Consider the following 26,270-nt stretch of genomic DNA (forward strand, 5'->3'; position numbering starts at 1 on the left):
AGGCTAACTTCAAAAGTTAGAATGCACAGAATCAAAACACAGTTTTATTCTTATGGTAATCCCTTTAGGGTAGTATCCTTCTTTAAAACGACGTGTCTCATACCACTTTAATAATATGTGGCTTTTCTTCTGCCAGTAGCTCTTATTACTATAATCCCAAACTCTGCGCTTCAGAAGAATTTAATTCATAAGCGTAGCACCTCCAAAAATCTGTTTCGTCGCTTTCACCATTGTATTTCCAGGCCACTTCTCCATCTTGGGTGACTTCCCAAAAACCGTAATCGCCTTCACAAATTAACGTATTTCCATTTTTTAAGCGAACCGCACCAGAGATTCTTTGATAGAACAATTCTTCATCGGTAAAGCTCCAAACAACTTCAGGTTCATTGTTAGTACTTGCTTGTAAATTAAAATTAGCAGGCATCTTTAATTCATAAACCGTAGATTGTTCAACATTATCACCGCTATTCACATAAATTAGTACGTTTCCTTCTCCTGGTTCGCCATCTTCTAATAAATTAGGAAAGTGATTATTATAGAATAATCGTTGACCTTCCGTATTTTGATATGCTTCAGGATTACCGTATCTATATAATAGGTTTCCACCTTTTCCATAGCTACCACCTTCACTAGTAGCAGCTTCCTGAGAAGTTGTGCTGTGATCTACAACCCAAACTTCGCTATAAAAATTAACGCTAACATGAATAATATCTTTTTGAGCATCATAATCAATTCCATTAGCATGCATGATATCGCCGTTATCTCTTAAGGCATAGTTAATATCAATCAGCTGAGGATTTTGAGACACATCTCCAAAAGTTGGCAACGTAGAGAATTGATCTTGAACAATATGATCAAAACTTCGCCATTGCCATACAATCTCATTCGTGTCTGGATCAACCTCGATTAAGGCCTCAGGAAAAATATCATTTGTTGTATTAACTCCAACTTTTTGAGCTTCAGAGGCCGTAATCCTCTCCCAAACTAGAAACAACACATTACCATTAGGCAATAATTCAACATCGTGATGTGCCAAATAATCGTCGGATGCATATTCATATTCCCAATTTGTAGAGCCATCTTTGTTCAAAATTTTCACAATTCCACCATAACCTCCAAAAGAAAAAACCGGTTCATTTACTTTAAACATCCCTATTAGCTTTCCATCTGGTAATAGCTCAAGATCATTTCCAAGGTTAGTGTCAAATTCCCATTCGTGGACTTTATCTCCTTGTTTATTTAACATAAATGCACCAAGCCCACCATTCTTCACAGCCAACACGTAGCTACTTTCAAGTAGATCACAATTTAAAACATCGATGTTAGCGGGTTTAGCCCCACATAATATAGGAGGAACTGGGTTTGTATCGGTATCGTCACTATTAGAACAAGATATAATTATAACGCTGGCTAAGGCATAGCCCAAAAACCTAAATAAAATATTCATAAATCTTCCATTAAACTTAGGAGCAAAAATATACTTTTAACAAAAAATAAAAACGAATTAATTTATATTTAACACTTCTTGGCCATTTAAAAAAATACAATCGCATTGTTGAATACAGGTGCTTTAACACAAATTAACCTTCTTAACTTAATATTAACATTTTAACTTAAAAAACTTGTTTTTTTAACTTATTATTATGATTTTTGGCGCAATTAATTCAAATAATCATATAATGAAAACAAAGTTTAGTGGAATTTTAACGCTATTACTGGCGTTTGTTGTGCAATTCACTTTTGCACAAGAAAAGACTATCACTGGTACTGTTTCAGACGAAACCGGTCCTTTGCCTGGTGCTAGTATTATCATTAAAGGTACATCTAATGGTACCGAAACTGATTTCGATGGTAAATATTCGATTAAAGCTAATGTTGGCGATGTGCTGGTATTTAGCTTTGTTGGGATGACTACTCAAGAGAAAACAGTCGGAAGTAGCAATGTTATGGATGTACTTTTAGTTGCTGACAATGTGTTAGATGAAGTAGTTGTAACTGCTTTAGGTATACAAAGACAAGCACGAGCTCTAGGTTATGGAACTGATGTTGTTAAAGGAGACGATTTAGTAAAAGCTAGAGAAAGTAACATCGTAAATGCCTTACAAGGTAAAGTTACTGGTGTGCAAATTACCAACTCGAGTGGTAACGTAGGTGGATCTTCTAAAATAATCATTAGAGGTGTTTCTTCTTTATCGGGTAGAAATAGTCCAATTTGGGTTGTTGATGGTATTATTATTAACAACTCTCAGACTGCAGGTGGTGGTAGCAGAATTTCTGGTAACAGAGACTTTGCAAACGGTGCCGCAGTAATTAACCCTGATGATGTAGAGTCAATGAACGTATTAAAAGGTGCAGCTGCAACTGCTCTTTATGGATCTAGAGCAGCGGGTGGTGCTATTATCGTTACTACAAAAAGAGGAAAATCAAACCCTAATGGTAGTACTCAGGTAACTATCAACTCTACCGTTAGAATGGATGATTTATTTAGAATACCTGACTATCAACAGGAATATGCAATGGGTACAAATGGTACGTATAGCGCAGGTTCTGATGGTTTTGACTGGGGGCCGCGTATCGTTGGTCAAACTGTACCAAATGCGCCTGTTACAAATCAACCAGGTGTTTTAAGAGCTGTTGAAGATAATGGTGTGAGAGATTTCTTTGAAACCGGATACACATTCATTAACAACTTTGCGGTTTCTGATGCAAGTGAGAAAATGGATTACAGATTGAGTTTAACTGCACTGAATCAAAATGGTATATTGCCAGGTTCTAAATTGAACAGATATACTGCAAGTTTCAATGCTGGTATTAGACATAATGATAAGTTAGAAACAAGATTTGGTGTTCAGTATATTAAATCAAAAACTGAAGGTACTGGTGCTACAGGTGCTAATGACCCTAACATTATTGGTTTAAGCTCATTTAGTAGTACACTAGATCAGAACTTGTTTGATCCATGGATAGATGCAAGTGGTAATCAAATCAACCATATTGTTGATGATGCGGGTAATTTAGAAAACAACCCTTTATGGTTACGTCACGAAAATCAAAACGATCGTAATGATGACCGTGTAATTGCTAACGCTTCTGTAACATTTAAGCCTTTTGAAGGATTTGCACTAACAGGTAGATTTGGAATTGACTTAAACGATGACAAACGTTTTATAGAAAACAGTAAAGGAACAATTCAAAGATTATTGGGAGATTATGACTCGGATGATTTTTATAGACAAGAGATTACCTCTGATATCATCGCGTCTTATACAAGAGATTTAACTGATGATATTTCCTTGAATGTATTAGGTGGTTTTCAATACAATGCTAGATTAGTAAGAAGACAAAGAATTAGAGGAAACGATTTATTAATTCCTGAATTGTTTAGCCCTGCGAATGCAGCTCAAACAATTGCAACAAGAGATTTTGCTGAGTCTAGGCTAGTTGGTTTATATGGTTCTGCAGAATTTGGTTATAAAAACTGGGCGACATTAACGTTAACAGCAAGAAATGACTGGTCTTCAACGCTACCAAAAGATAATAATTCTTATTTCTATCCATCTGCGAGTTTGGCATTTGTATTTACTGATGCTTTCGGAATTGACAGTGATTGGATTTCTTATGGTAAGTTTAGAGCAAGTTGGGCACAAGTAGGTAATGATACTGGAGCATATCAATTAGATTTCAACTTCTTACCGGTTACAACTGCAACAGGTCAGTATGGTTTAAATCTTAACTTCCCTTTCAATGGAGCTTTAGCATATAGAGCGAATCCTACGATTCCTCCAGCAAACTTAGTTCCTGAAGAGCAAACTTCTTATGAGTTTGGTTTAGATATGAAACTATTTAAAGGAAGGTTAGGCTTAGATGTTGCTTATTTTAAAAACCAAAATAAAGATCAGATATTACAAGTTGCAATTCCTGAAACTACAGGTTTTGGATTTAGAGTATTAAACGTTGGTCAAGTTGATCAGGAAGGTTTTGAGGTTGCTTTAGATGCAACTCCAATAAGAACTGATAATTTTACTTGGAATACTGCAATTAACTTCTCTCAAGTAGAATCAGAAGTTGTTGAGTTAACTCCTGAGTTACAACAGTTCCAAATTGCTTCTGCATTTAATAGTGTTCAGATTATGGCTGTTCCAGGAGAAGAATTCCAATTATTTGGATTTGACTTCTTAAGAGAGCCAACAACTGGTAGACCAGTAATTGATCCTACAACTGGTAGAAGAATTCAAGCTGGTCAAGCTGAGACTTTAGGTTCTGTACTTCCAGATTGGACAGGAGGCTGGGTAAATAATTTTAGCTATAAAGGATTTAGCTTAACCGCCACCGTTGATGTAAGATGGGGTGGAGTAATGAAGTCATCTACTGTTGAAAACTTACAACAAGGTGGTTTGGTTACTGAAACTTTATATGGTAGAGATGGAGCATTCATCGATACAGAAGGTGTATTAGTTGATGCAGGAGGAAATGTTTCTGAAAATAATGTGCCTTTATTAAATGCACAGGACTACTGGACACAATCATTAGGTGTAGGTAGTGTTGCAACTCCTTGGGTATATGATGCCACTTTCGTGAAATTAAGAGAGGTAGGTTTATCTTACACTTTACCTTCTAAATTGTTAGAGAAGACTTTTATTAAAGGTGCAACTTTCGGTGTTGAAGGAAGAAACTTAGCATTATTATATTCTAAAGTACCTCACATTGACCCTGAAGCAAGTTTATTTGGTTCTGGTGCTGATGGTTTTGGTATTGAAAGATCAAATGTTCCTTCAACAAGAAGTATTGGTTTTAATGTAAGACTAACATTCTAAATTTAAAAATTAAGAAAAGATGAAAAAATTAAAATTTATAATTTTGGTATCTGCTATAATGTTTGGTACATTACAGTCTTGTGATAAGACCTTAGACATTAATACAGATCCATTGGCTGCATCATCAGCCGATCCGAATGCAGTCTTGCCTTATGTTTTTGTGCAACACTCATCGAGAAAAGTAACCGAATTAGGTACTAGAATTTGTGATGTTTCACAATATATTTCAAATACATTTAATAGTCCTAATAGAGGTACAGTAAGTAGTTTCCTTACTGGTAACACTTGGGCAATGTTCTATGTACAAGTATTAGGTAACTTATCATTAGTGAAAGCAGATGCTGCCGCAGCTGGTGAAACTAGTAATAATGTAAATGCTATTGCCACTGTATTAATGGCTCGTACGTTTTATGAAGCAACAAGTCTTTGGGAAGCAGTTCCTTTTAGCGAAGCATTAAATGGTACTGATTTTCCAAATCCTAATTTTGATAGTCAACAAGATGTATTAAATGGTATTGTTGGAATGTATGACGAGGCTATTGCCTTAATTGATGCGATACCAGCTACTGGTAACTTTGCAATTACTCCTGCAAGTGATATGTATTATGGAGGTAATATGGATAACTGGAGAAGGTTAGCCAATTCGTTAAAATTACGAACATTAATGATGTTAAAAAGTGGTGGTGCTAGTGTAGATGCTCAAATCAATGCGGCATTAGGCCAACCAATGATTGAAACAAATGCACAGTCAGCTCTTTTACGTTATTCTGGTCAACCTGGAGCACAAAGTGGTATGCAAACAATTATTACTGCATTCTTTGGTCCTGATAATGAAAGTCAAGATATTTTTGGCCCTGGTGATCCAATTGATGAATTACTAAGTGAATCTGGTGATCCTCGTTGGGATCTTTGGGTAGCAAGAAATGACCTAGATCCTCCAGGAAATGATTTATTCCCAGATCCATCTACATCTGTATTAAGCAATAATATTATTAGAGCTACATTACCAGATATGTTAATTATGCCAGCTGAATTAGATCTATATAAAGCACAATTAGCTTTAGAAGGATTTGCAGCTGCAGGTGATGCAGAAACTAATTACAGAAATGGTGTAAGAAATGCTATTACATGGTGGGGACAAGATATCCCTGGTATTATTAATACAGTTTCTACTGGAGACATTGATGCTTATGTTAATGGTTTAGCTGCTCCTTCAATGAATGATGTACTTGAACAACAATATTTGGCTACGTTCTTACAACCAGTAATGGCTTGGAATGTTTGGAGAATTAATAAAGTTCCTACTTTAGATCCTCCACCAAACTCATCAATCGGAGCTGTACTAAGAAGATTTGTATATCCTCCAGATGAGATTGCTGCAAATCCGAATACGCCGGCTGATCAGCCTACTCAAACACCAATGTGGTTCGAAAACTAAAAAACGTATTTTAAAATGAGAAAATTAACATATATATTAATGGCTTCGGTTATCTTATTAACCGGATGCACGGAAGATTTTGAACTTAATGATAATGACCTAGGTCTTAATGTTCAACTAATAGACGGCGAATATGTAGCATTTAACGCAAATGGGGCTAATACTACAACTCCTGCTGTAGATGCTGATGAAGGAGATACAGTAGATTTGAATGTTGAAATACCTACAGGTACAGAGTCAAATGTTACTATTAATTTCGATTTTGGAGGTACTGCTGTATTTGGAACTGATTTTACAGTTGCAGGAGCTAATGCTTCTGGAGGTAGTGTTGTACTTGTTCCAGACCCGGGAGATGATCCAGCTAACGTGATTGACAACGTGGATATCGTTGTTGAGCTTCTAACTGATGGAGTAGTTGATGGTGATAAAACCTTAACTGTAACACTTACTAGTGCATCTAATGCAGACGGTGAGGTTCAGGTTGGTAGAGCTGGTACAGATTTATTAAGATCTCAAACTGTTAACATCGCAGATGTTGATACAGCTGTAACAAGATAATTTATTTCTTTGTTAAAAAAAAACCACCTCAATGAGGTGGTTTTTTTATGCATTATATTTAAACTACATTTGCAACATGCAAGAACAACCAACCAAAATATTCGGTATTAGAGCTATTATTGAAGCTATAACTTCAAATAAGACTATTGAAAAAATTTATATTCAAAAAGGACTGCAAGGCTCTCTATTTTCTGAATTAAACTCCTTAATTAAAAAGAACAATATTTCTTCTAGCTATGTACCTATTGAGAAACTAAACAAGCTTTCAAGAAACCAAAACCATCAGGGAGTTGTTGCGAAATTATCTGATATTTCATTTGCCTCAATAGAAGAAATAATAGCCAATGATAAAAATAATACGCCTTTATATTTATTGCTCGATCAGCTAACTGATGTACGTAATTTTGGTGCTATTCTCCGTACAGCTGAATGCACTGGTGTAGATGCAGTTATTATTCCTTCGCAAGGCAGTGCACCATTAAATGCGGATGCTATTAAAACTTCGGCCGGTGCGGCATTTAAATTACCCATCTGTAAAGTAAATCACCTATTGGATGCAATTTATCAATTACAAGCTGAGGGCATACAAATTGTGTCAGTTTCTGAAAAAACTGAAGATAGTATTTATGACATTGATTTTACTAAACCAACGGCTCTTATAATGGGCTCTGAACACAAAGGTATTTCGCCAGCCATTCTTAAAATAAGTGACCATAAAGGTAAACTTCCATTATTAGGAGAAATAGCCTCTTTAAATGTTTCTGTAGCTTGCGGGGTTAGTTTATATGAAATTGTAAGACAGCGTCGACATAATATCTAATGAAAATTGGTTATTCTTCTTCTGAATAAACGTCTTCGCCCAAAAGTAATTCATTTTCATAATCATCATCTTGCCAATCATATTCGGCCTTTTGCGGACCATATTTTCTAAAGATAAATGCAAAGGCTAAGCCTACCAAAAATCCTGATAAATGCCCTTCCCATGAAATTCCATCTTTAATCGGTAGTATGTACCAAATCATACTACCATACAAAAAGATAACAATTAATGATACTGCTATTAATCTATTATACTTTCTAATAATTCCGCTAAAGAGAATAAAACTAAACAAAAGGTAAACAATACCACTTGCACCAATGTGATATGCTTCTCGTGCAATTATCCAGGTAAGCAACCCCGTTAAAAACCCGCCATAAAGCAATATTTTAAGAGCAATTTTTCTATAAAAGTAAAAGAGAGATAATAATAGAATAAATAAGGGTACCGAATTATTGAATAGGTGTTTAACACCGCTATGAATAAAAGGAGAGAAAAATATTCCTTTTAATCCTCCCAATGTACGTGGATACACTCCATATTTAGTGAAATTTTGACCAAAAGTTACTTCATACCAATAAATAACCCACAAAAACAATACTCCATACAATGCCGAAGCCAACATTATAGGTTTAAATTTAAACTGCTTTTGCTCTTCTTGTAATGACATATATTTAAATATAGCAAATTAGAATCCAATTTCTGTGTTTAGACAAAATGTCATTACATTTGTTCTATGATAGCTCCTTTAGCAGAACGTATAAGACCCAAAACTTTAGATGAATATATTAGTCAGCAGCATTTAGTTGGAAAACAAGGTGCGTTAACTGAGCACATCAGACACGGAGTTATTCCTTCATTAATCTTATGGGGGCCTCCAGGCATAGGTAAAACCACATTGGCTAATATTATTGCAAATGAGTCAGAACGTCCATTTTATACATTAAGTGCTATTAATTCTGGGGTGAAAGATGTTCGCGATGTTATTGACAAGGCCAAGCAAGGTGGAGGACTCTTTACAACAAAAAATCCTATTCTATTCATTGATGAAATTCATCGCTTTAGCAAATCTCAACAAGACTCTTTATTAGGTGCTGTAGAAAAAGGATGGGTAACACTTATAGGCGCTACAACAGAAAATCCCAGCTTTGAAGTTATTCCTGCCCTACTCTCCCGTTGTCAGGTCTATATTCTAAATGCCTTTGATAAAAATGATCTTATAGCATTGTTAAATCGTGCTTTAGAGAAAGACGAAACAATTGCAAAGAAAAATATTGAACTTAAAGAAACAGCTGCGCTATTACAATTATCTGGTGGTGACGCTCGTAAGTTATTAAACATCTTTGAGCTTCTTGTAAATTCAGAAGATGAACCTATTAAGATTACGAATGATTTAGTTTTAAGTAAAGTTCAAAAAAATACAGTTCTTTATGATAAAACTGGAGAACAACATTATGATATAATTTCAGCCTTTATCAAATCAGTAAGAGGTAGTGATCCAAATGCTGCCGTATACTGGCTCGCTCGAATGATAGAAGGAGGAGAAGATGTTAAGTTTATAGCAAGAAGAATGATTATTTTGGCTTCTGAAGATATTGGAAATGCTAATCCAACTGCTTTGATTTTAGCGACAAATACTTTTCAAGCCGTTTCAATGATTGGCTATCCGGAAGCTCGAATTATCTTAAGTCAATGTGCAGTTTATTTAGCCAATTCTCCTAAAAGTAATTCTTCTTATATCGCTATTAAAAAAGCACAGGGATTGGTGAAAGAAACAGGAGATTTATCAGTACCACTACACTTACGAAATGCGCCTACCAAATTAATGAAAGATATAGGGTACGGTAAAGACTATAAATATGCACATGATCATGATAACAATTTCATAAATCAAGAATTCTTACCAGAAGAAATCTCAAATACGAAATTATATGAGCCCGGTGAAAACCCTAGAGAAAACACATTTAAAGAATTCCTTAAAAAACGCTGGAAGGACAGATATGATTATTAGATGTTTGATAAAAATGATTATTCCTTCTCGATCAAACATAATTTAGAACTTAATTGTAAGTTGCTTTTTAACCAATTTACCTGCTTCGTAATATTCAGCGAACCAATTTTCGGCTTCTTTATATAAGACACCCGCTTTATCCTTTAAATAGTATAAATCTTTAGTACCTGATTGCAACGCCATAAAAACTATTTTTGGCGTGCTGTCAACCAGTTGAAAACCATTAGTGATTTGCTGAGCATAAAGAATTGTATTGATTGGAGATTTAATTGGTTTGGTAATTACGGCCTGTTCAATACTTTCCGGAGTTCTAGTGGTCTTTACCGGTAATTCTTCTTTTATAATTTCAGTGGTATTCTCAGCTACTTCCTCTGTTTCAGGTAATTTCTCTTTTACAACATCTTCCGCTTTTTCAACGACTTCTAGTACTTCTGGCGATTTTTCGACAGCCTTTTCAGCAACCGCAGGTGCTGGTTTATTTACCATACTCGGATCAAAAGAATACGAGCGATTGCTAATATCTCGAAATGCTTTTCGTAATGCATCGTGATGTCCTTTTTTAAAATCTTTAATCTTACTTTTACCTTCTTCGGTTGTAAATACAACTGTATTTCTACAATCAGTCAGTTCAATTGTTAACTTGGTTGTAAACATATTTGAATTTTCTGCAACATTACTTTTTAGACCTAAGCAAGGATTATTTACTAAATCTGCGGGTAATTCTTCATCAGAAGATAAGGTCTTAAAGCCTTCTTTATTAAATAAAAATTTTGTCAACGAATTTAGTTGATATTGATCTGCTGATTTTTGAAAATCGAACCTCTTAGGAACAATTACATATTTATAAGCATTTAGGTCTTGCGCTTGAAGGCCATTAGCCATAAATAAATATAGTATGAGAAAAAGTGATTTTAATTTCATTATTTAGTTTTTGATTACTTAAAATTACAAAAATTGCTTCAATTCTTCTAGTTTCTTGATCGAAGTAACGTTGGCGTTAACTTTTCGATTATCATAGTTAAAATGAATAGCTTTCATATTTACATTTAGAGCCCCAAATACATCAGCTTCAATATTATCTCCTATCATCATACTTATTTCGGGCTTCGCATTGGCAATCTCAAGAGCATACTTAAAAATTTTAGGGTTTGGTTTTTTAACACCTACAATTTCAGAAGTTATAATTTTATCAAAATACGAAACCAATGATGATCTTTCTAGTTTTTTATTTTGTACTTCATTAAAGCCATTTGTAATAATATGTAGTGAGTATTTGGGTTGTAAATATTCTAAAATTGCTAGAGCTCCTTTAAAAAGCACATTATTATTCGGTAGATAATCAATATATTCTTCAGATAATTTTTCAATTAAGTCATCATTAACTTCAAAGTTTATTTGTGTAAAAGCATCCTTTAATCTTGCGTATCGCAAATCTGGCTTCGAAATTTTTTCCTCCCGATATAATTTCCAGTAATATTCATTAATCGGCTTATAGCATTCTAAAAAACGTTCAATATTGATTTGAACATTATTAATTTCAAAAATTTTCTCGAATGCTTTGGCTGAATTGGTGTCAAAATCCCATAAGGTGTGATCGAGATCAAAGAAGACATGTTTAATCATAAGTTGGTATTTCAATGGCTAGAAACTGCTTCTTAAAAATAATAAAATAAGATACTATAAAAAGGCAACCGATACTAATTTTATGAAAATATGTTAGGCTGTATGAATTATTCAAGAAAATATAAAGCGCCGCCTGAACACTTACAACAAAGAATACTTTAGATATTGATAAAATTTCTTTACTTGAAAAAGATGCTACAGAACGATCATAAAAATGAAAAATTAGTAAGATGAGAATATAAATAAATACAGTGGTTACAGCAGCATATTTATATCCATAAATCTGTACTAGACTATAAGTCACCAAAATATTCAAGATTGCAGCTAAAGTAATAACCACAGCTAACCTTTTTAATTTATTTGAAAATTTAAGACGCAATTCATAAAAATTGGACACACCATGAAGATAAGCCATCGTAAAAATAAAAGGCATAATGCTATACCCCTCTCTAAATTCTTTACCCAGAAGAATCGTGGCTATATCTTTTGAAAACAAGCTTAAATAGACAATAAGTGGCAGTCCACATATAAAGAAGGGTTGTAAATATTTCTTTATTAATTGACTAGAGTTCTCAAAATTTTGCTCTAATTGATTTAATAGATATGGGTTAATTGTATTAAAGTAGATAGTTATCAAGGCCCAAATTGATAGTTGACTTATTTTATATACCTGATCATACACTCCAACATTATCAATATTCGTTAACCAGGCAATGATATATCGATCACTAGATGAAATAATTAAAAACCCAACATTAACAATCAACCCAGCACTACCATAAGTAAGTAATTCTCTAAGTATTTTCTTATCAATGTATTTCTTGCTGAAAGAAAGATTAGACGGATTAACTACCAACAGAATTAAAATAGAAATAGCATCTATAACTGCTAGACTTAATATTAAAGCGCTTATATTTTGATTATAAACAAAAACTAAAACCAGTGATAATGCTATCGCAAATAACGATTTTACAGAATGAAATATGGTATAAAAGCTAGCACGCCCTTGGAGCCGTATTAACACCATATAACACAGAAACAATTGATTAAAAATTAATTGTACAGTAGCATAAAAAATAAGTTGCTTTACTAAAATATTGCTAGTCATAGCATACCAAATGGCGGCTATAATAAGTATTATTATTGATGCCAAAAACAACAATAAGCCTAGATTAGAATATAATCTTTTAAGTTGTTTTTCGTGGTAATATTTATGATAATAACGCCAAATACAAGAAGCTATCCATGAAAAAAACAGCATCCCAAAATACGAGAATGTAATAGTAACTAATCCTAAATAGCCAAAGGCTTCCTTATCAAAATGTCGTGTGAAAATAGGAGTTTTTATAAAGCCAATGAGTAATGGCAAAAAGGAGCCAAGAAAATACCATGAAAAATCCTTAAAGAATGCTTTATTTTTCATCTGATAACCTTTTCCTTCTATCTAAAAGCAAGTCATTATAAATAGCATATAATTTTTTCTCCATTAAACCCCAATGATATTTTTCTTCAACCGCTTTTATACCATTATTGCTAAAAGTAGTATATAATGATGGATTGTTTAGTATATTCTTAACTGCTTTAGCTATTTCACTTGGATTTCTGGTATCAACCGTTAGTCCTACTCTATCTTTAAGGATATAATCATTAATATGCCCAAAATTGCTTCCAATAATAGGCAATCCCATAGCCATGTATTCAAATATCTTAATTTGTAAAATAATCTCATGAGTTTTCATTGGTAAAAAGATTCCCAAACCAACTTTACTTTTGTTATAATAATCAACAACCTCATTATAAGGTACCGAATCTTTTAAAACAATATTTTCTTCCAAACTATAGGCTTGAATTTTGTTTTGAACCTCGTCTTTAAACCTCTTAGTGAAAAAATTCCCTAGAAAGATCATTTTAATGTTTTTAAAATCTTCTTTTAAAATTTTAACCGCCTCAATGATCTGAAAAGCTCCTCTGAATTTAGTTATACCGCCACAATAAATAAGATCGTATTCCTTTGGTATTTCTGTTCTATGGAGGTGAAAATACGTATAGTTATAAATTACAGCTACCTTATTAGGAGATATTATTTTTTTAAATTGTTCTCCTACATTCTCTTCATTAGACATAATATAATCATAATTTTTGGCACATTTTTTCTCCCAAAAATCTATGTAAGTAGCAAATAAATTAACAAAAGGTCTTAGCCAAGTCTGACTTCCAATATAATCTTTAATGTTTTGAGCGTATGGATCTCTAACGTCGTAAATTACAACTGGTCTTTGAGATAACTCCTTGAGTCTTTTTCCTATTTTATTGATATTAAGATCATGAAAATGATACACATCGGCGTTTAGTTGCTTTGCTTTTTCATATAAACGATCATAATTTGTCTTAGACCTCGTATATTTTATTAAGTAGTTGAGATATCTATTATTCGAAAACTTCTTAATCTTAAAGCTAATGTAATTTACACCTTCATTTGTAATGCCGCTCTCTTCTTTATCTCCAATAAATAAGTAATGAATTTCGTATCCTTTCTTTTTGAGAGACATTGCCATTTTCCAATAGATACGATCATCATATAATCCATGCTTATCAGCTAGAAAACAAACTTTTATTTTATCAACTTTCAGTTTCAAAAGTTATATTTTTTGTAATGGTAATATTCTTCTTTTTCTGCTCCAAAACTCCTAAAGTACGACGCCAAATTAGGGATCATTGAACCCTCAAAATCTAAGATAAAAGTTGAATCTGAATATTTTTTAATTAACCTATCAATTGCTACAGATATTACTTTTTTCTGTCGCCCCTCCAAATTTGAGGTTGAAAATAAGTACGTGATCCTCTTTGAGTCCATTAAAAAAATAACTCCTCCTAAAAATGTATTTTGAATACTATACATTTCTACTATCACCATTCTTTCGAGTAATAGTAGTTTTTTTGCTAATTCCGCTAGTGTAGAATAATCCTTTTTTTTTAGGGAGACTTCTTTCCCTTTTCTAAACTTAAATAGTTGAATAAGTTGTTCAATACTATCTGTTTCTTTAATCTGTATGTTATGTTTGTTAGCAGTCCTTAGATCGCTCTTCCTTCCCTTTTTATATGCATTTGTTAATTGGTCATATGGTTTATTTAGATCTAGAACATAATTTGCTCTCGTTTTCAAACTGGTACCCTTGATAGTATTATTAGAATTTAGGTACATGTCAACCAATTTAAATTTTTTTGGAACACTTTTTAAGAAGCGAATTATTATTTCCTCCGAAATATTCTCTGCAGAAAAAACGCCTAATTGTTGAGTCCAAGCTGGTAAATAAACATACTTAGTAAAATATTTCTTACGCCATGGTAAGGGCATTACTGCCTTATAATCTTCTAAAACCAATATATCCCAATTATCTGCAACTATGTCTAAATACCAGCTAAATGCATAAATACGCGAATTTCTAGATTTAGAAATACAGGCATTGTATTTTTCAATATTTAATTCTTTACGTGTTAGGTAGGTAATCATTAAAATTGAGATAGTTGCTTGAGCATGTCCATGTAAATTTTCCTCCAACGACGCCATACTCCTCTATTACTTAAGGTTTCGTTATGAAACAACGTGATAAAAGTACCATCAACTTTTTTTACCTCATCGGCCAGCCTCATAATAACTTCGTACCCTCTTTTATGTGAAAGATTATGATGATTTCTTAAGGTTCCATCCATCACTGCTATCGGAAAAACTTTTAACGGAGTTTGTATCTCATAATCTAAATCATAAAAATAAAATGGGGTACATGTACTAGCCCTAAAACCATAGTGCTTTGCATAGCCCATTGTATAATCTTCTGTGACTTCTAGGTTTACAAGGTTTTGATAGGTCTCTGGCAGTGCTAGTCGCAAATAATGTTGTCGTGATCTCGTAATTTGCGTGTTCGTTATTTCCTCTAATCGCTTTTTTTCTTTCTTGAGTTTCTGTTCATTCATCATTGTGAAATATGATGGGTGTAAACCTACTTTACAATAATCGGCCACTGATTTTATAAGTGATCGATATTTAGAATTACGTGAAGATGTGTTTTTATCAAAAGTGGTGTATTCGCTTACTAAAAAGAAAAACAATGTTTTTATCCCATACTGTTTTTGAAGATCGATCAATAAATCATAGGTATCGAAAGGATCTTTTTTAAATCCAAGAAGTACGGTAGAGCGCATCCATAAATTATTGATTCTTAAGTTCAATAAATCTTGAATATATCCGCCCATAGTTCTAATTACACCTTTATGCTTAAAACAAAAAGCAATGTCAATATCTATTGTAGAAATAAAATTAAATGATCGGTTGTTTTCTTTGAGATCGCCGAATTTTTCTGCTAATAAGTTCCTAAACTTATAAGCCCATATATCAATTAAAGGCTTATCTAAAAAACCTTCTCCATATGCTAAGCTTTCTTCTGCCGGAAAACGTTCAAATTCGTCTTTTACATGCGGTAAATATTCTTCGTAACGACTTAACAAATAAAATGTAGCTGCAAAGACATCAAAAGGGATAGACGCTTCTTGTCTTGTCATAAAAAAACTCGGAGTTCCTTCCCATACTCCCATTCGTATATCTACATCATTAATACCTTGCTCAAAAAGAAGATCATTGCTTCGAACAAAAATCTCTTTCCCCAATGGCTGTTTCGTGTATGTAATTTTCGGGCCACCATGAGCGATAAATTTTTCTACTTTGGTAGTAAACTTTACTTCTAGTTGTAAAATTCGGGTAAAGAAATGCTTAAAGGTATAGTTAAGTCTTGGAGTAATTTTATGTGTATAAACTAAAAGCATTGATCAAATTAAATTACAATATATTGATTATAAATGTGAAAAGCTTATGATGGCTAATATATAAGTTGCAGCAGACGTTTCGTTTTGTGTTTATATTAAAGTAGATTGTTATCAGCAAAGCTAAAATAATCTTTTTCAGTAATTATAAGATGATCTAAAACTTTTACATCTAATGCTTCACCTGCAAGTTTTATTTTATGAGTTAGTTTTTTATCAGAAATACTAGGTTGTAACTTTCCTGAAGGATGGTTATGGCAAAGAATAATACCTGTAGCCAATAACTCAATGGCCTTTTTAAATACCATTCTATTATCTACCAAAGTACCGGTTATGCCTCCTTTACTTAATTGCGTTTTAAGTAAAATTTTATTAGCATTATTTAAATAGATGATCCAAAATTCCTCATGAGGTAATTCGCCTAATAGAGGGTGCATAATCTTATACACCGCTTTACTTGAAGTAATAATTTCCTGTTGTAAGGCATCTTCAAGCCTACAGCGCCTGGCGAGTTCTAAAGCTGTAATTATAGAAATCGCCTTTGCTTCACCAACACCATTAAATTTCATTAGATCATTAATAGTAAGCTTACTGAAAGCATTGAGATTGTTTTCGGTAGCATTTAACATGCGCTTTGCCAGATCAACGGCACTTTCTTTTTTATTACCTGAACTAATTAAAATAGCTATCAATTCGGCATTAGATAATGCATCTTTTCCTTTAGATAGTAGTTTTTCTCGCGGACGGTCATCTTGATTCCATGATTTAATAGAAAGCAACTTTTTTTGGGTATTCATTAACTAAAAAAATTAGTGTTTAAATATATAAAAGAAAAAAGTAATACTTTTGCTGTGTTTTAGTTCGCTAATCGAGAAATATACATGAAAATAGTTATTGCCGGCGCGGGCGAAGTTGGTTTTCATTTAGCCAAATTACTTTCGTACGAATACCACGACATTACGCTGATAGACCTCAATAAAGATCGCTTAAATTATATCGAATCAAAGCTGGATATTAGAGCAATAACGGGCGACGCCACCTCTATTTCACTTTTAAAGGAAGCTAAGATTAATGAGGTAGATTTGGTTATATCTGTAAGTTCAAATGAAACTGTGAACCTTACAATTTCATTATTAGCTAAAAATCTTGGTGCAAAAAAAACCATAGCAAGAATTAATAATTCAGATTTTATCGATTTTAAAGATGATGTAGGTTTTGATAGATTAGGAGTTGACGAACTTATTTCTACTGAATTATTGGCTACTACTGAGATAAAATCATTATTGAATGAAGCTGCCTTTAATGATATGCATGAATTTGAAGAAGGTGAGCTTACCATGCTAGGTATTTTATTACCTCCAACAGCTCCTTTTGTAGGGATGTCTGTAAAGAATGCTGCAGCTACATTTTCCGATATTAATTTTATGCCTATTGCTATTAAAAATATAAATAGCGAGGAATCAATTATTCCTAGAGGTGATACTGTTCTAAAAGCCAACGATCTGGCATATTTTATTACACTCAAAAAAGGAGTAAATGAGCTTTATAAACTTACCGGAAAACAAAAAGCTTCTATTAAAAATGTAATGATTTTAGGCGGAAGCAGAATTGGAGCTAGAACTGCTAAAGAGCTTTGCAATAGTAAATTGAATATTAAGATAATAGAGAAGAATAAAGACAGGGCTTTTCAATTGGCAGACAGTTTGCCAAACGCTTTGGTTGTTCTAGGAGACGGTCGTGATGTTGAATTACTAGAAGAAGAAGGAGTTGATACCATGGATGCCTTTTTGGGTGCTACCGGTAGTGCAGACACCAATATTATGTCTTGTCTAGTGGCTAAATCTAAAGGTGTGAAAAAAACCATTGCACTTGCCGACAATGTAGATTATTCTAAGCTATCTCAAGCCATAGGTATTGATACTATTGTAAACAAAAAATTACTCGCCGCGAATAGTATCTTTAAATACATTAGAAAAGGAGATGTTCTAGATATTACTACTTTAAATAACTTAAATGTAGAAATATTAGAATTCAACGTACGTGAGAATTCATTGATTACAAAAAAAATAATAAGAGAATTAGATTTCCCAAGAGCAGCGATTATTGGAGGTGTAGTACGCGATGGACAAGGTGTTATCGCCCTTGGAGATTTTAAAATACAAGCTAACGACAAGGTTGTAGTTTGCTGTTTCCCAGAGTGTATTAAAAAAGTTGAAAAACTCTTTGACTAGATTTTCATGCTTCAAAAACTGAATATAAAAATCATCTTTCAGATGATGGGTTTCTTGCTCATCTTTAACGGACTTTTTATGCTGATTTCTAGTATTGTTAGTTTTGTTTATAAAGATGGAGTAACAAAAGAAATCTTTTTTGCTGGTGTTGTTACCAGTCTTATTGGAGTTATATTTAGGTTTGCATCTAAAGGATTTAGTAAGCAGGTTAAAAAAAGAGAAGGCTATCTTATTGTTACATTAGGATGGATTCTGATGTCTTTATCTGGTTCTTTACCTTATCTCTTTTCAGCAAGTATCCCTAATTTTACCGATGCCTTTTTTGAAACCATATCTGGATATACTACCACAGGAGCTTCCATTTTAAATAATATTGAAAGTTTACCAGAAGGTATTCTATTCTGGCGAAGCACCACACATTGGATTGGAGGTATGGGTATTATTGTTTTAACCATTGCTATACTGCCATTATTAGGTATAGGTGGCATGGAACTTTTTGCAGCCGAAGCACCTGGGCCTTCAGCCGATAAGCTCCATCCTAGAATTACCGATACTGCCAAACGTCTTTGGTATATCTATCTTGGTTTAACTGCTTCACAAACCATTTTACTGAAATTGGCTGGCATGAATTTATTCGATGCTTTAAATCATGCTATGAGCACGGTTTCAACAGGAGGGTTTTCAACAAAAAATGCTAGTATAGCCCATTGGAATGATACGCCGCTAATACAATACATCATTATCTTCTTTATGTTTGTAGCTGGGGTTAATTTTGTTCTGAGTTATTTTGCTTTTAAAGGTAAAGTTAGAAAAGTACTCAATGATGAAGAGTTTAAAACCTATTTCTTTAATATAGTAGGTATCACACTTGTTGTTGCATTGATCATTTATTTTAAAGCTGATGTTTCTAAGGTTATTACTGAAACCAAGCTTATTGCACATCCAATGGTTTTAGGCGAAATAGAAAGTGCCTTTAGACATGGGCTTTTTCAAGTAACCGCGATTATCACCACTACAGGTTTTGTAACTGCGGATTTTACAATATGGACACCTTTCTTAACCGTATTATTCTTTTTACTTATGTTCTTTGGAGCTTCAGCAGGATCAACCGCAGGTGGTGTAAAAATTGTACGTCATATTATCATGATTAAAAATGGTTTTTTAGAATTTAAAAGAACATTACATCCCAATGCTATAATCCCGGTGCGATATAATAATAAGTCAATTTCTCGAAACATTGTGTCAAATATTATGGGCTTTTTTATTTTATACTTCTTGGTTTTTGCCGTAGGTGCTTTAGGGTTTAGTTTTCTCGGATTAGATTATATGACTGCTCTGGGTGGATCTGCTTCTTCCCTTGGTAATGTAGGGCCCGCATTTGGGCAATTAAGCCCTGTCAGTAATTTTAGCAGTTTACCAAATCTTGGTAAATGGTGGTCTGCCTTTTTAATGCTTTTAGGCAGACTTGAGCTTTTTACGGTTCTAATTTTATTTACGCCATATTTCTGGAAGCAAAACTAGAAATGATATTTAAAGATCAACTATATAGAACGCTTAACTTCCTTCTGCCACCCAAGCGTATTATCTCTCTGGTACCGAGTCAAACAGAATTATTAGTCGATCTAGGTTTAGAAAGTGAGCTAGTGGGAATCACCAAGTTTTGTGTTCACCCAGAAGGTTTACGAAAAAAAATAACTGTCGTAGGAGGTACAAAAAACATAAAGCTTCAGAAAATAAATGATCTAAAGCCCGATATTATTATTTGCAACAAAGAAGAAAATACGCAAGAAATAGTAGAAATTCTTGAAAGAAATAATACTGTTTACGTTTCTAACATTCTCACCATAGATGACAATCTATCATTTATAAAAGACTTAGGACAGATTTTTGAAGTTGAAAAAAAAGCTGAACAATTGACTAAAAATATAGCGCTAGAACTTCATGATTTCAAACTGTTTATTAAGGAAAGACCTCATTATAAAGTAGCCTATTTTATTTGGAGAGACCCTTGGATGGTAGCAGGAAAAAACAACTTTATTAATGAACTCTTAAAGCTAAATCATTTTAACAATGTTTTTAATGACCTAGGTCGGTATCCCCAAATAAAGCTTCAACAACTGGAGGCGAGAAAAGTAGATATGATCTTATTATCATCTGAACCGTATCCATTTAAAGAAAGGCATATAAGAGAAATTCAACAATTTACTACTGCAAAAATTTTATTTGTAGATGGCGAATATTTCAGCTGGTATGGTTCAAGACTACTAAAGGCATTTAAATATTTTAAGAGTTTACATCATTAAAAAGCCACCATAATTGAGGTGGCTTTTTAAAATTTAATAATTAAAAATTAATCAATCTCGAATGGTAATTGTGATTATTTCATCAATAGTAGCTGCCATTTCTGAAGTTGCGGTTAAATGCAACTGTATGGTCTCAGAACCTTCAGATACCCCATCATTTTTAGTATTTATATCTATCTGAAAATCTTGAGTATTTGGCGCAAAAGTCGCCACATATCCTGACCCTCCTAGATACCCATATTGAAACCAACCCGAATCAAACCATGTTGGGTAAGGTACTTCAATATCATCTAGTTCAATGCCTACATATCCATTACCTGATGTAGGATCTCCTTCAAAAGGTTCGGTAGTTGGTATCGGGTTCCCTTCAGCATCTAATACATCAATTCTAATATCAACTTTGGTTGAAGTAGTATACTCAATTTTAAGATTAAAAGTCGCTGTTTCGCCTTCGGAAACGGTTACGTCTTTATTTGTAACCGTTAAAGCAGGTTTACCGGTTTTCTCTATAGTGTCATCACTCTCATCACAAGAAACAATTAAGATGCTTGCTACTATGAGAAGAGAAAATGAGACAATTTTTAAAATTTTATTCTTCATGTTATTTTGCTTTATTATCTACATAGATTAAATTAATCAACATCCCAAAAAATGTTTGAATTAAATGCTGATGTAGGGGCTTGTTGATTAAATGCCGATACATTAGTTGTATTACCCACATATTCTGATGTAGGATATAAAAGTCGCTTTGGTTGAGTAGATTGACTTGCAATCTCAGGTAATGGCATATTACTAGGGAAACCTGTACGATTAAATTCTATCCATGTTTCTGCGCCATTCGTTCCTCCTAGAGCTATCCACTTTTGAGTAATAATAGCTTCAATCTTATCAGAAGATCCTTCCCATCCTATACCTGCTACGTTACCAGAATCATTCAAATAATCTGAAGCATTTGTTGCTCCAAGTATATTAAATGATGCTCTAATTCCATCTTCAAACAATGTCTTGGCATCACCAGATGTTAAATAGCCTCTATGTACGGCTTCAGCTTGTAATAATAGAGATTCAGCAGCTGTCATTATAAGTCCATCTTGTGAAGGCGAATTTAAAAGCCCTAATCCCAATCTAGAAGGCTGATTAGCGCCGCCTTGTGTATTCCCCTGAATACTAGCTTGTCCGCCACGCGGAGTATATAACCTTTCTAGTCTTGGATCAGAAACACCATTGGTAGTACCATCTAATAGTTCGACTAAAAATGTTGTTGGTCCTACGGTAGTATTACTTCTTGTTTCACTCGATTGGTCACCAAAATTTCCTGGCAAGTACCCAAAGGTTTCTGCAAAAGGGTTCATTTTTGAAGTAGCATCTTCATAACCTGGGTTTATAATAATGTTATCTCCTAAACCTAAGAACTGCGCTCCCGAAGTATTTAGAGTAGTATATTCTGCTTGAATAAAAGTCAATGTACCACTATCTTGATCTGCCAAATCAGATAAGCGAACTAAGATTCTTAATTTTAACGAATTAGCAAATTTTTCCCATAATGTCATATTTCCTCCGAGCATTATATCATTGCTACCCATTGAAATAACTGTAGAAGCATCTGTAGAATTTATCAAAGAAATTGCGTCGTTAATTTCAGAAACAAGCGCTCTATAAACATCTGCTTGATTATCATATTTTGGGAAAAGCACCTCTCCCCTCTTATGTCTTTCAGAGTAAGGAATGTCACCGTATAAGTCTACCAAATATTGAAAATAAAACGCTCGTAGAATTAAAGCGGAAGCTTTAAAGTAGTCATAATTTTCACTTCCGGCATAATTTACTATGTTCGTAAGATTACCCGTACTTTCGTATAAATCATCCCAAATAGTATCATAAAAATCTGGAGCAATTTGATATGTAAATTCTTCAAAAAAAGGTGCCTGTATTTGTTGCGCGTTACCAGACCAAGTGGCAATCATTGTATTACCTAGCTGATTCATTTCATCCATCAACACAGCACTTGGGCCAGCTTGTGCGCCCGGCAGTACAACTTCGGGTAATAATTCATCTAAAATAACACCATTGGGGTTTTCATTTACCAAAACATTGTCGCAAGACACGTTAATTATTAAACTTGCCAGCGTAAATAACCCAATAACTAATTGTTTATATCTTTTAATCATGTTATTCAAATTAAAAAGTTATATTAATATTCATAGTATAAAACCTAGTAGGCGGTGTTTGAGAAAAACGACCTATACCATTACCAACTTCTGGGTCATTATACCCTCTGTTTTCATCTGGTAAACTGGTCCATAGGTTACGACCACTTAGTCCAACAGTTAGGCTATTCACAAAAGTTTCTTCTAATAATTTTGAAGGCAATGAATAACTTAAAGCAACTTCTCTTAACTTAAAGGCAGTAGCATCAACAATAAAATTTTCATCCACGCCCAAAAACTGTCCGCTTTGAATGAAAGACTGATATTCTGCATATGGTGTAGGGCCTCCATATGATGGACCTGTTAGCACAGTTGTATTAGCTACCCCACTGCCCTGTACGGTAGAATTTGGAAAAATGAAATGGCCTCTACCATCTACAGCTGTAACAAAAGAGCGTCCTTGACCGGATAGGTTATTATAAATACTAGAATAGAATACATGCCCTGTTCTATAATCGGCGGTTGCTCTTAAAGTAAATCCTTTATAGGCCAATTCAGTTCCAAAATTTAAAATATAATCAGGAGTAGTTTTACCCAATATTTTAGTAGCGACCGTTTGCGGAACACCATTGGCATCAACAACTACTCTACCCTGGTCATCACGTTGATAGGCACTTCCTTGAATTAGTGGGAACTCTTCACCAACAACGGCAAATAAATTTGGTAATACCCCCTGTACAGTACCCGGTGCAGTTGTTTCAATTTCATTGGACTGATCGGTGACTTTTTCAACTTTCGTTTTAGTAGTGCTATATCCAACGTTTCCACTCCATCTAAAATTTTCTGTTTTTATGGGAGTAAAGCCTAAATCAACTTCAAATGCATCGGTAGTTGTTTTACCAACATTTATAATAGCATTTGCTGCACCGGTAGAACTTGAAACAGAGGTGTCTAATACTTGATTATCATTTGTATAAAATGATGCTGTACCGTCTAATGTGATTCTTGGGGTACCATTAATATTTAATAATTCCAAATTTAAATTAGCTTCAAAAGTAGATATGAACTCAGGCTCAATATTATTAGAAGCAGTTTCTGTTCCTGCAATGAATGAATTAATACCAGATATTGGAAAACCTCCTGCTTGATTACCTACTTCAAATAAGCGATGTGGGGTCAATGCACCAATATTACCAACTCTCACATAACCTCCAGAAATTTTGGCCTTATGTAATAACTTACTTCTTAATTCAGGAAAAGCTTTAGTAGGTATAAAGGCAACACCAACTGAAGGATAAAAGAATGATATATCCGACAAGGTGCTATTAGATGCTTGTAAAACCGAATTCCACTCATTTCTCGCCGTAAGATTCAAGAATAAAAAGTCTTTATAGCTTAAATCTACATTAGCAAAAATTGCGTTGGTTCTTTCTTTTGACCTGGCATTTCCATTTAATAAAACACTAGATATATTAGAAGCATTGTATAAACCTGGAATAGTTAGGTTTGTACCAAAAACTTCACTTAGATATGCCTTTCTTTGAAAAAAGTTAAAACCAATTAGTGACTTTAATTCTATATCGTCTGTAAGTTGATAATTAAAGTTTGTTAAGAAGTCTACATAAATTCTTCTAGAATATCCATTCTCCAATTCTAAGTTAGATGTAATATTTCTACCATCACCTGTGATGGTGTATGGTTCTACAAATTCGTTTAGGTAATCAACAAATTCATAGTTGCTATTTACATAGTTTCCTCTAACAGTAGCGCTAATATTATCATTAAATTGATATGAAATTTCTGCACTTAAGTCAGAGATATTTCGCTCAAAGTTCATTCTTGAATTATTGATTACCCAATATGGGCTATCTCCAAAAGCAGTCCAATGGTCTTCATTATTTCCAGAACTAAATTGTGTAATATCTACATCGCTGGGCACTTGAAATAATTGACCATAAGGGCTGTTCTCATCAATCCTTCCATCTGAGGTAAAACCTTCATAGATATCCTGATCATTATCAATATCATAGTTTGATGCTGTATTTCGATTTTCAATTGAAAATCTAGCAATACCACTTATGGTGAACTTTCCAAAAGTTTTCCCCGCGTTCAAGCTAAAGAAATCCTTTTTGAATTTATCATTAGGTATTAATCCATCTGTATCTCTTCTGTTGGCTGAAAGCGTAAAGTATCCTTCAGCGTCACCACCACTTAATGTAATTGTATTTTGAAAAGTTATACCTGTATCAAAAAAAGGTTCTATATTATTTTTCTTAAATGAGTAAGTTCCGAATCTAAAATCATTAAAAGTTGGAAATGGAAGACCAACTGGTTGTGTAGAACCATCATATTCTGGTCCCCAAGACCCTTGATCTATAGCATCAATTTCTCCCCAATATCCTTTTCCATAACGATCTTGCAATTCTGGTAAAAAAGCAATCTCTTCAAAAGTGATGGCGGATGTTAACCCAATCTCTAACTTACCTTGTTTACTAGAGCCTTTTTTAGTAGTTACTACCACTACACCATTTCCTCCACGTGCTCCATAAAGCGCAGCTCCATTAGGCCCCTTTAAAACATTTATAGACTCTATACTATCTGGGTCTAAATTTGATAATATGGTTGCTGTAGATATTACATTATCTATAACTACCAGAGCTTCGTTATCTCCTGTTAGCGATCTTGTACCTCTTAGCAAAATTTGAGTATTTGGAGCAACTCCTGTAGAAGTTGTATTTATTTGCAATCCCGAAACTTTACCTGCTAGTGCCTGTACAGCATCAGGATTTTGAGCAGCCGTAATTTCTTCTGCCTTTAAGTTTTCATAGGCTGTTGTGATCTCATCTGGTTTACGCTTAATACCAACAGCAGTGACAATAACTTCATCTAATACATTACTAGATTCTAAGGTTACATTTATTACGTCAGAATCAGCCACGGTAATTTCCTTTACCGACATTCCAACAAAACTGAAAACCAATATATCTCCGGTTTTAGCACTAATGGAATAATTACCATCAAAGTCTGTTTGCGTGCCCGTGGTAGTGCCTTTTATTACAATATTAACCCCCGGCAATGGTTGTGTACCATCTGTTACATTACCCGTAATAGTTCTTTGCTGGGCAAATGCAAAGGGCATTATAAAAAGGCAACAGACAAAGACTAATAGTCGTTTTAATTTCATAGAAAAAAATTTAATTAAACATTCGAACTAGTAGTATCTGATATAAAAAAGGCAGGCATGTGATTTATATCTTTATAATGAAGTCAAAGTTTAGTGGAAATTAGAAAAATACAGTTTCGCCATAACCTGCCCGATTAATTCAAATACAATTCAAATAAACTGTCTCAATGAAAAATTAAGGGCAAACCCTACAATGTTTAACCATACCGATAAAAGTTTACTTAAATTTTACGTGCAATTATGTAGTTATGTAATTTGTACTTTATAAATCGGTAATATTCTATTGAAAACCCAAAGGATTTTTTACCAAAATGATGTTGAATTTAAAC

20 protein-coding genes are annotated in these 26,270 nt (G+C 33.7%); 8 read left to right on the plus strand and 12 right to left on the minus strand.

From position 1 onward, the window contains the following. Positions 1–148: 148 nt before the first annotated feature. Positions 149–1,447 (minus strand): aryl-sulfate sulfotransferase, encoded by a 1,299-nt coding sequence (locus AC1EUU_RS13445; protein WP_480201959.1) that lies wholly within the window; start codon positions 1,445–1,447, stop codon positions 149–151. 232 nt (positions 1,448–1,679) lie between these two features. On the opposite strand from AC1EUU_RS13445, the gene AC1EUU_RS13450 reads away from it, so the two are divergent. From AC1EUU_RS13450 to rlmB, 4 genes are all read left to right on the plus strand, one after another. After that, positions 1,680–4,814, plus strand: a complete 3,135-nt coding sequence (locus tag AC1EUU_RS13450) for a SusC/RagA family TonB-linked outer membrane protein (protein WP_480201960.1) — start codon at positions 1,680–1,682, stop codon at positions 4,812–4,814. 19 nt (positions 4,815–4,833) lie between these two features. After that, entirely contained in the window at positions 4,834–6,252 is a 1,419-nt protein-coding gene (locus AC1EUU_RS13455; protein WP_480201961.1) for a SusD/RagB family nutrient-binding outer membrane lipoprotein, read from the plus strand. 15 nt (positions 6,253–6,267) lie between these two features. Next, a complete protein-coding gene (locus AC1EUU_RS13460) occupies positions 6,268–6,810 on the plus strand; it encodes a hypothetical protein (protein WP_480201962.1) in 543 nt (180 codons plus the stop codon). Between the two features lie 76 nt (positions 6,811–6,886). Next, on the plus strand, positions 6,887–7,630 hold the full coding sequence (gene rlmB, locus AC1EUU_RS13465; protein ID WP_480201963.1) for a 23S rRNA (guanosine(2251)-2'-O)-methyltransferase RlmB: 744 nt from the start codon (positions 6,887–6,889) through the stop codon (positions 7,628–7,630). A 10-nt stretch (positions 7,631–7,640) separates the two neighbouring features. Here rlmB and AC1EUU_RS13470 read toward each other — a convergent pair whose 3' ends face one another. Further along, positions 7,641–8,297: a rhomboid family intramembrane serine protease gene (locus AC1EUU_RS13470; protein ID WP_480201964.1), complete on the minus strand. Its 657-nt coding sequence runs from the start codon at positions 8,295–8,297 to the stop codon at positions 7,641–7,643. A gap of 66 nt (positions 8,298–8,363) precedes the next feature. Between AC1EUU_RS13470 and AC1EUU_RS13475 the strand changes: the two genes are divergently transcribed. Further along, positions 8,364–9,638 carry a replication-associated recombination protein A gene (locus AC1EUU_RS13475; protein ID WP_480201965.1) on the plus strand — a complete coding sequence of 425 codons (1,275 nt, stop codon included), beginning with the start codon at positions 8,364–8,366 and terminating at the stop codon, positions 9,636–9,638. 42 nt (positions 9,639–9,680) lie between these two features. Here AC1EUU_RS13475 and AC1EUU_RS13480 read toward each other — a convergent pair whose 3' ends face one another. The 7 genes from AC1EUU_RS13480 to radC all read right to left on the minus strand — a co-directional run bounded on the left by AC1EUU_RS13480 (position 9,681) and on the right by radC (position 16,873). Beyond that, positions 9,681–10,559 carry a hypothetical protein gene (locus AC1EUU_RS13480; protein ID WP_480201966.1) on the minus strand — a complete coding sequence of 293 codons (879 nt, stop codon included), beginning with the start codon at positions 10,557–10,559 and terminating at the stop codon, positions 9,681–9,683. 24 nt (positions 10,560–10,583) lie between these two features. Next, the gene (locus tag AC1EUU_RS13485) at positions 10,584–11,261 is read right to left on the minus strand and encodes a YjjG family noncanonical pyrimidine nucleotidase (protein WP_480201967.1); all 678 of its coding nucleotides are present in this window, start codon (positions 11,259–11,261) and stop codon (positions 10,584–10,586) included. Continuing rightward, positions 11,254–12,684 carry a lipopolysaccharide biosynthesis protein gene (locus AC1EUU_RS13490; protein ID WP_480201968.1) on the minus strand — a complete coding sequence of 477 codons (1,431 nt, stop codon included), beginning with the start codon at positions 12,682–12,684 and terminating at the stop codon, positions 11,254–11,256. The genes AC1EUU_RS13485 and AC1EUU_RS13490 overlap by 8 nt, the downstream gene beginning before the upstream one ends. Continuing rightward, positions 12,674–13,897: a glycosyltransferase family 4 protein gene (locus tag AC1EUU_RS13495; RefSeq protein ID WP_480201969.1), complete on the minus strand. Its 1,224-nt coding sequence runs from the start codon at positions 13,895–13,897 to the stop codon at positions 12,674–12,676. The genes AC1EUU_RS13490 and AC1EUU_RS13495 overlap by 11 nt, the downstream gene beginning before the upstream one ends. Then, complete coding sequence (locus AC1EUU_RS13500; protein ID WP_480201970.1) at positions 13,894–14,772, minus strand: hypothetical protein; 879 nt, start codon at positions 14,770–14,772, stop codon at positions 13,894–13,896. The genes AC1EUU_RS13495 and AC1EUU_RS13500 overlap by 4 nt, the downstream gene beginning before the upstream one ends. Further along, entirely contained in the window at positions 14,772–16,079 is a 1,308-nt protein-coding gene (locus AC1EUU_RS13505; RefSeq protein ID WP_480201971.1) for a polysaccharide deacetylase family protein, read from the minus strand. Before AC1EUU_RS13505 ends, AC1EUU_RS13500 begins: the two co-directional genes overlap by 1 nt. Positions 16,080–16,174: 95 nt before the next feature. Further along, on the minus strand, positions 16,175–16,873 hold the full coding sequence (gene radC, locus AC1EUU_RS13510; RefSeq protein WP_480201972.1) for a RadC family protein: 699 nt from the start codon (positions 16,871–16,873) through the stop codon (positions 16,175–16,177). Positions 16,874–16,957: 84 nt separating this feature from the next. On the opposite strand from radC, the gene trkA reads away from it, so the two are divergent. The 3 genes from trkA to AC1EUU_RS13525 are packed head-to-tail and all read left to right on the plus strand — an operon-like array spanning position 16,958 to position 20,610. Beyond that, on the plus strand, positions 16,958–18,307 hold the full coding sequence (gene trkA / locus AC1EUU_RS13515; RefSeq protein WP_480201973.1) for a Trk system potassium transporter TrkA: 1,350 nt from the start codon (positions 16,958–16,960) through the stop codon (positions 18,305–18,307). Between the two features lie 6 nt (positions 18,308–18,313). Continuing rightward, positions 18,314–19,828: a TrkH family potassium uptake protein gene (locus AC1EUU_RS13520; protein ID WP_480201974.1), complete on the plus strand. Its 1,515-nt coding sequence runs from the start codon at positions 18,314–18,316 to the stop codon at positions 19,826–19,828. Positions 19,829–19,830: 2 nt separating this feature from the next. After that, positions 19,831–20,610, plus strand: a complete 780-nt coding sequence (locus AC1EUU_RS13525; protein WP_480201975.1) for a helical backbone metal receptor — start codon at positions 19,831–19,833, stop codon at positions 20,608–20,610. 51 nt (positions 20,611–20,661) lie between these two features. Here AC1EUU_RS13525 and AC1EUU_RS13530 read toward each other — a convergent pair whose 3' ends face one another. The 3 genes from AC1EUU_RS13530 to AC1EUU_RS13540 are packed head-to-tail and all read right to left on the minus strand — an operon-like array spanning position 20,662 to position 25,941. Further along, on the minus strand, positions 20,662–21,210 hold the full coding sequence (locus tag AC1EUU_RS13530; protein ID WP_480201976.1) for a hypothetical protein: 549 nt from the start codon (positions 21,208–21,210) through the stop codon (positions 20,662–20,664). A gap of 32 nt (positions 21,211–21,242) precedes the next feature. Further along, positions 21,243–22,778, minus strand: coding sequence for a SusD/RagB family nutrient-binding outer membrane lipoprotein (locus tag AC1EUU_RS13535; RefSeq protein WP_480201977.1), 1,536 nt, complete (start codon positions 22,776–22,778; stop codon positions 21,243–21,245). Positions 22,779–22,788: 10 nt separating this feature from the next. Next, positions 22,789–25,941: a SusC/RagA family TonB-linked outer membrane protein gene (locus tag AC1EUU_RS13540; protein WP_480201978.1), complete on the minus strand. Its 3,153-nt coding sequence runs from the start codon at positions 25,939–25,941 to the stop codon at positions 22,789–22,791. Between the last annotated feature and the right edge of the window lie 329 nt (positions 25,942–26,270).

The sequence above is a fragment of the Maritimimonas sp. 2205BS37-2 genome (genome assembly GCF_056591755.1).

What these genes read in the sequence shown, in the direction of transcription:
- AC1EUU_RS13445 (WP_480201959.1), bottom strand. Translation starts at nt 1,447, where the DNA reads ATGAATATTTTATTTAGGTTTTTGGGCTATGCCTTAGCCAGCGTTATA.
- AC1EUU_RS13450 (WP_480201960.1), top strand. Translation starts at nt 1,680, where the DNA reads ATGAAAACAAAGTTTAGTGGAATTTTAACGCTATTACTGGCGTTTGTT.
- AC1EUU_RS13455 (WP_480201961.1), top strand. Translation starts at nt 4,834, where the DNA reads ATGAAAAAATTAAAATTTATAATTTTGGTATCTGCTATAATGTTTGGT.
- AC1EUU_RS13460 (WP_480201962.1), top strand. Translation starts at nt 6,268, where the DNA reads ATGAGAAAATTAACATATATATTAATGGCTTCGGTTATCTTATTAACC.
- rlmB (WP_480201963.1), top strand. Translation starts at nt 6,887, where the DNA reads ATGCAAGAACAACCAACCAAAATATTCGGTATTAGAGCTATTATTGAA.
- AC1EUU_RS13470 (WP_480201964.1), bottom strand. Translation starts at nt 8,297, where the DNA reads ATGTCATTACAAGAAGAGCAAAAGCAGTTTAAATTTAAACCTATAATG.
- AC1EUU_RS13475 (WP_480201965.1), top strand. Translation starts at nt 8,364, where the DNA reads ATGATAGCTCCTTTAGCAGAACGTATAAGACCCAAAACTTTAGATGAA.
- AC1EUU_RS13480 (WP_480201966.1), bottom strand. Translation starts at nt 10,559, where the DNA reads ATGAAATTAAAATCACTTTTTCTCATACTATATTTATTTATGGCTAAT.
- AC1EUU_RS13485 (WP_480201967.1), bottom strand. Translation starts at nt 11,261, where the DNA reads ATGATTAAACATGTCTTCTTTGATCTCGATCACACCTTATGGGATTTT.
- AC1EUU_RS13490 (WP_480201968.1), bottom strand. Translation starts at nt 12,684, where the DNA reads ATGAAAAATAAAGCATTCTTTAAGGATTTTTCATGGTATTTTCTTGGC.
- AC1EUU_RS13500 (WP_480201970.1), bottom strand. Translation starts at nt 14,772, where the DNA reads ATGATTACCTACCTAACACGTAAAGAATTAAATATTGAAAAATACAAT.
- AC1EUU_RS13505 (WP_480201971.1), bottom strand. Translation starts at nt 16,079, where the DNA reads ATGCTTTTAGTTTATACACATAAAATTACTCCAAGACTTAACTATACC.
- radC (WP_480201972.1), bottom strand. Translation starts at nt 16,873, where the DNA reads ATGAATACCCAAAAAAAGTTGCTTTCTATTAAATCATGGAATCAAGAT.
- trkA (WP_480201973.1), top strand. Translation starts at nt 16,958, where the DNA reads ATGAAAATAGTTATTGCCGGCGCGGGCGAAGTTGGTTTTCATTTAGCC.
- AC1EUU_RS13520 (WP_480201974.1), top strand. Translation starts at nt 18,314, where the DNA reads ATGCTTCAAAAACTGAATATAAAAATCATCTTTCAGATGATGGGTTTC.
- AC1EUU_RS13525 (WP_480201975.1), top strand. Translation starts at nt 19,831, where the DNA reads ATGATATTTAAAGATCAACTATATAGAACGCTTAACTTCCTTCTGCCA.
- AC1EUU_RS13530 (WP_480201976.1), bottom strand. Translation starts at nt 21,210, where the DNA reads ATGAAGAATAAAATTTTAAAAATTGTCTCATTTTCTCTTCTCATAGTA.
- AC1EUU_RS13535 (WP_480201977.1), bottom strand. Translation starts at nt 22,778, where the DNA reads ATGATTAAAAGATATAAACAATTAGTTATTGGGTTATTTACGCTGGCA.
- AC1EUU_RS13540 (WP_480201978.1), bottom strand. Translation starts at nt 25,941, where the DNA reads ATGAAATTAAAACGACTATTAGTCTTTGTCTGTTGCCTTTTTATAATG.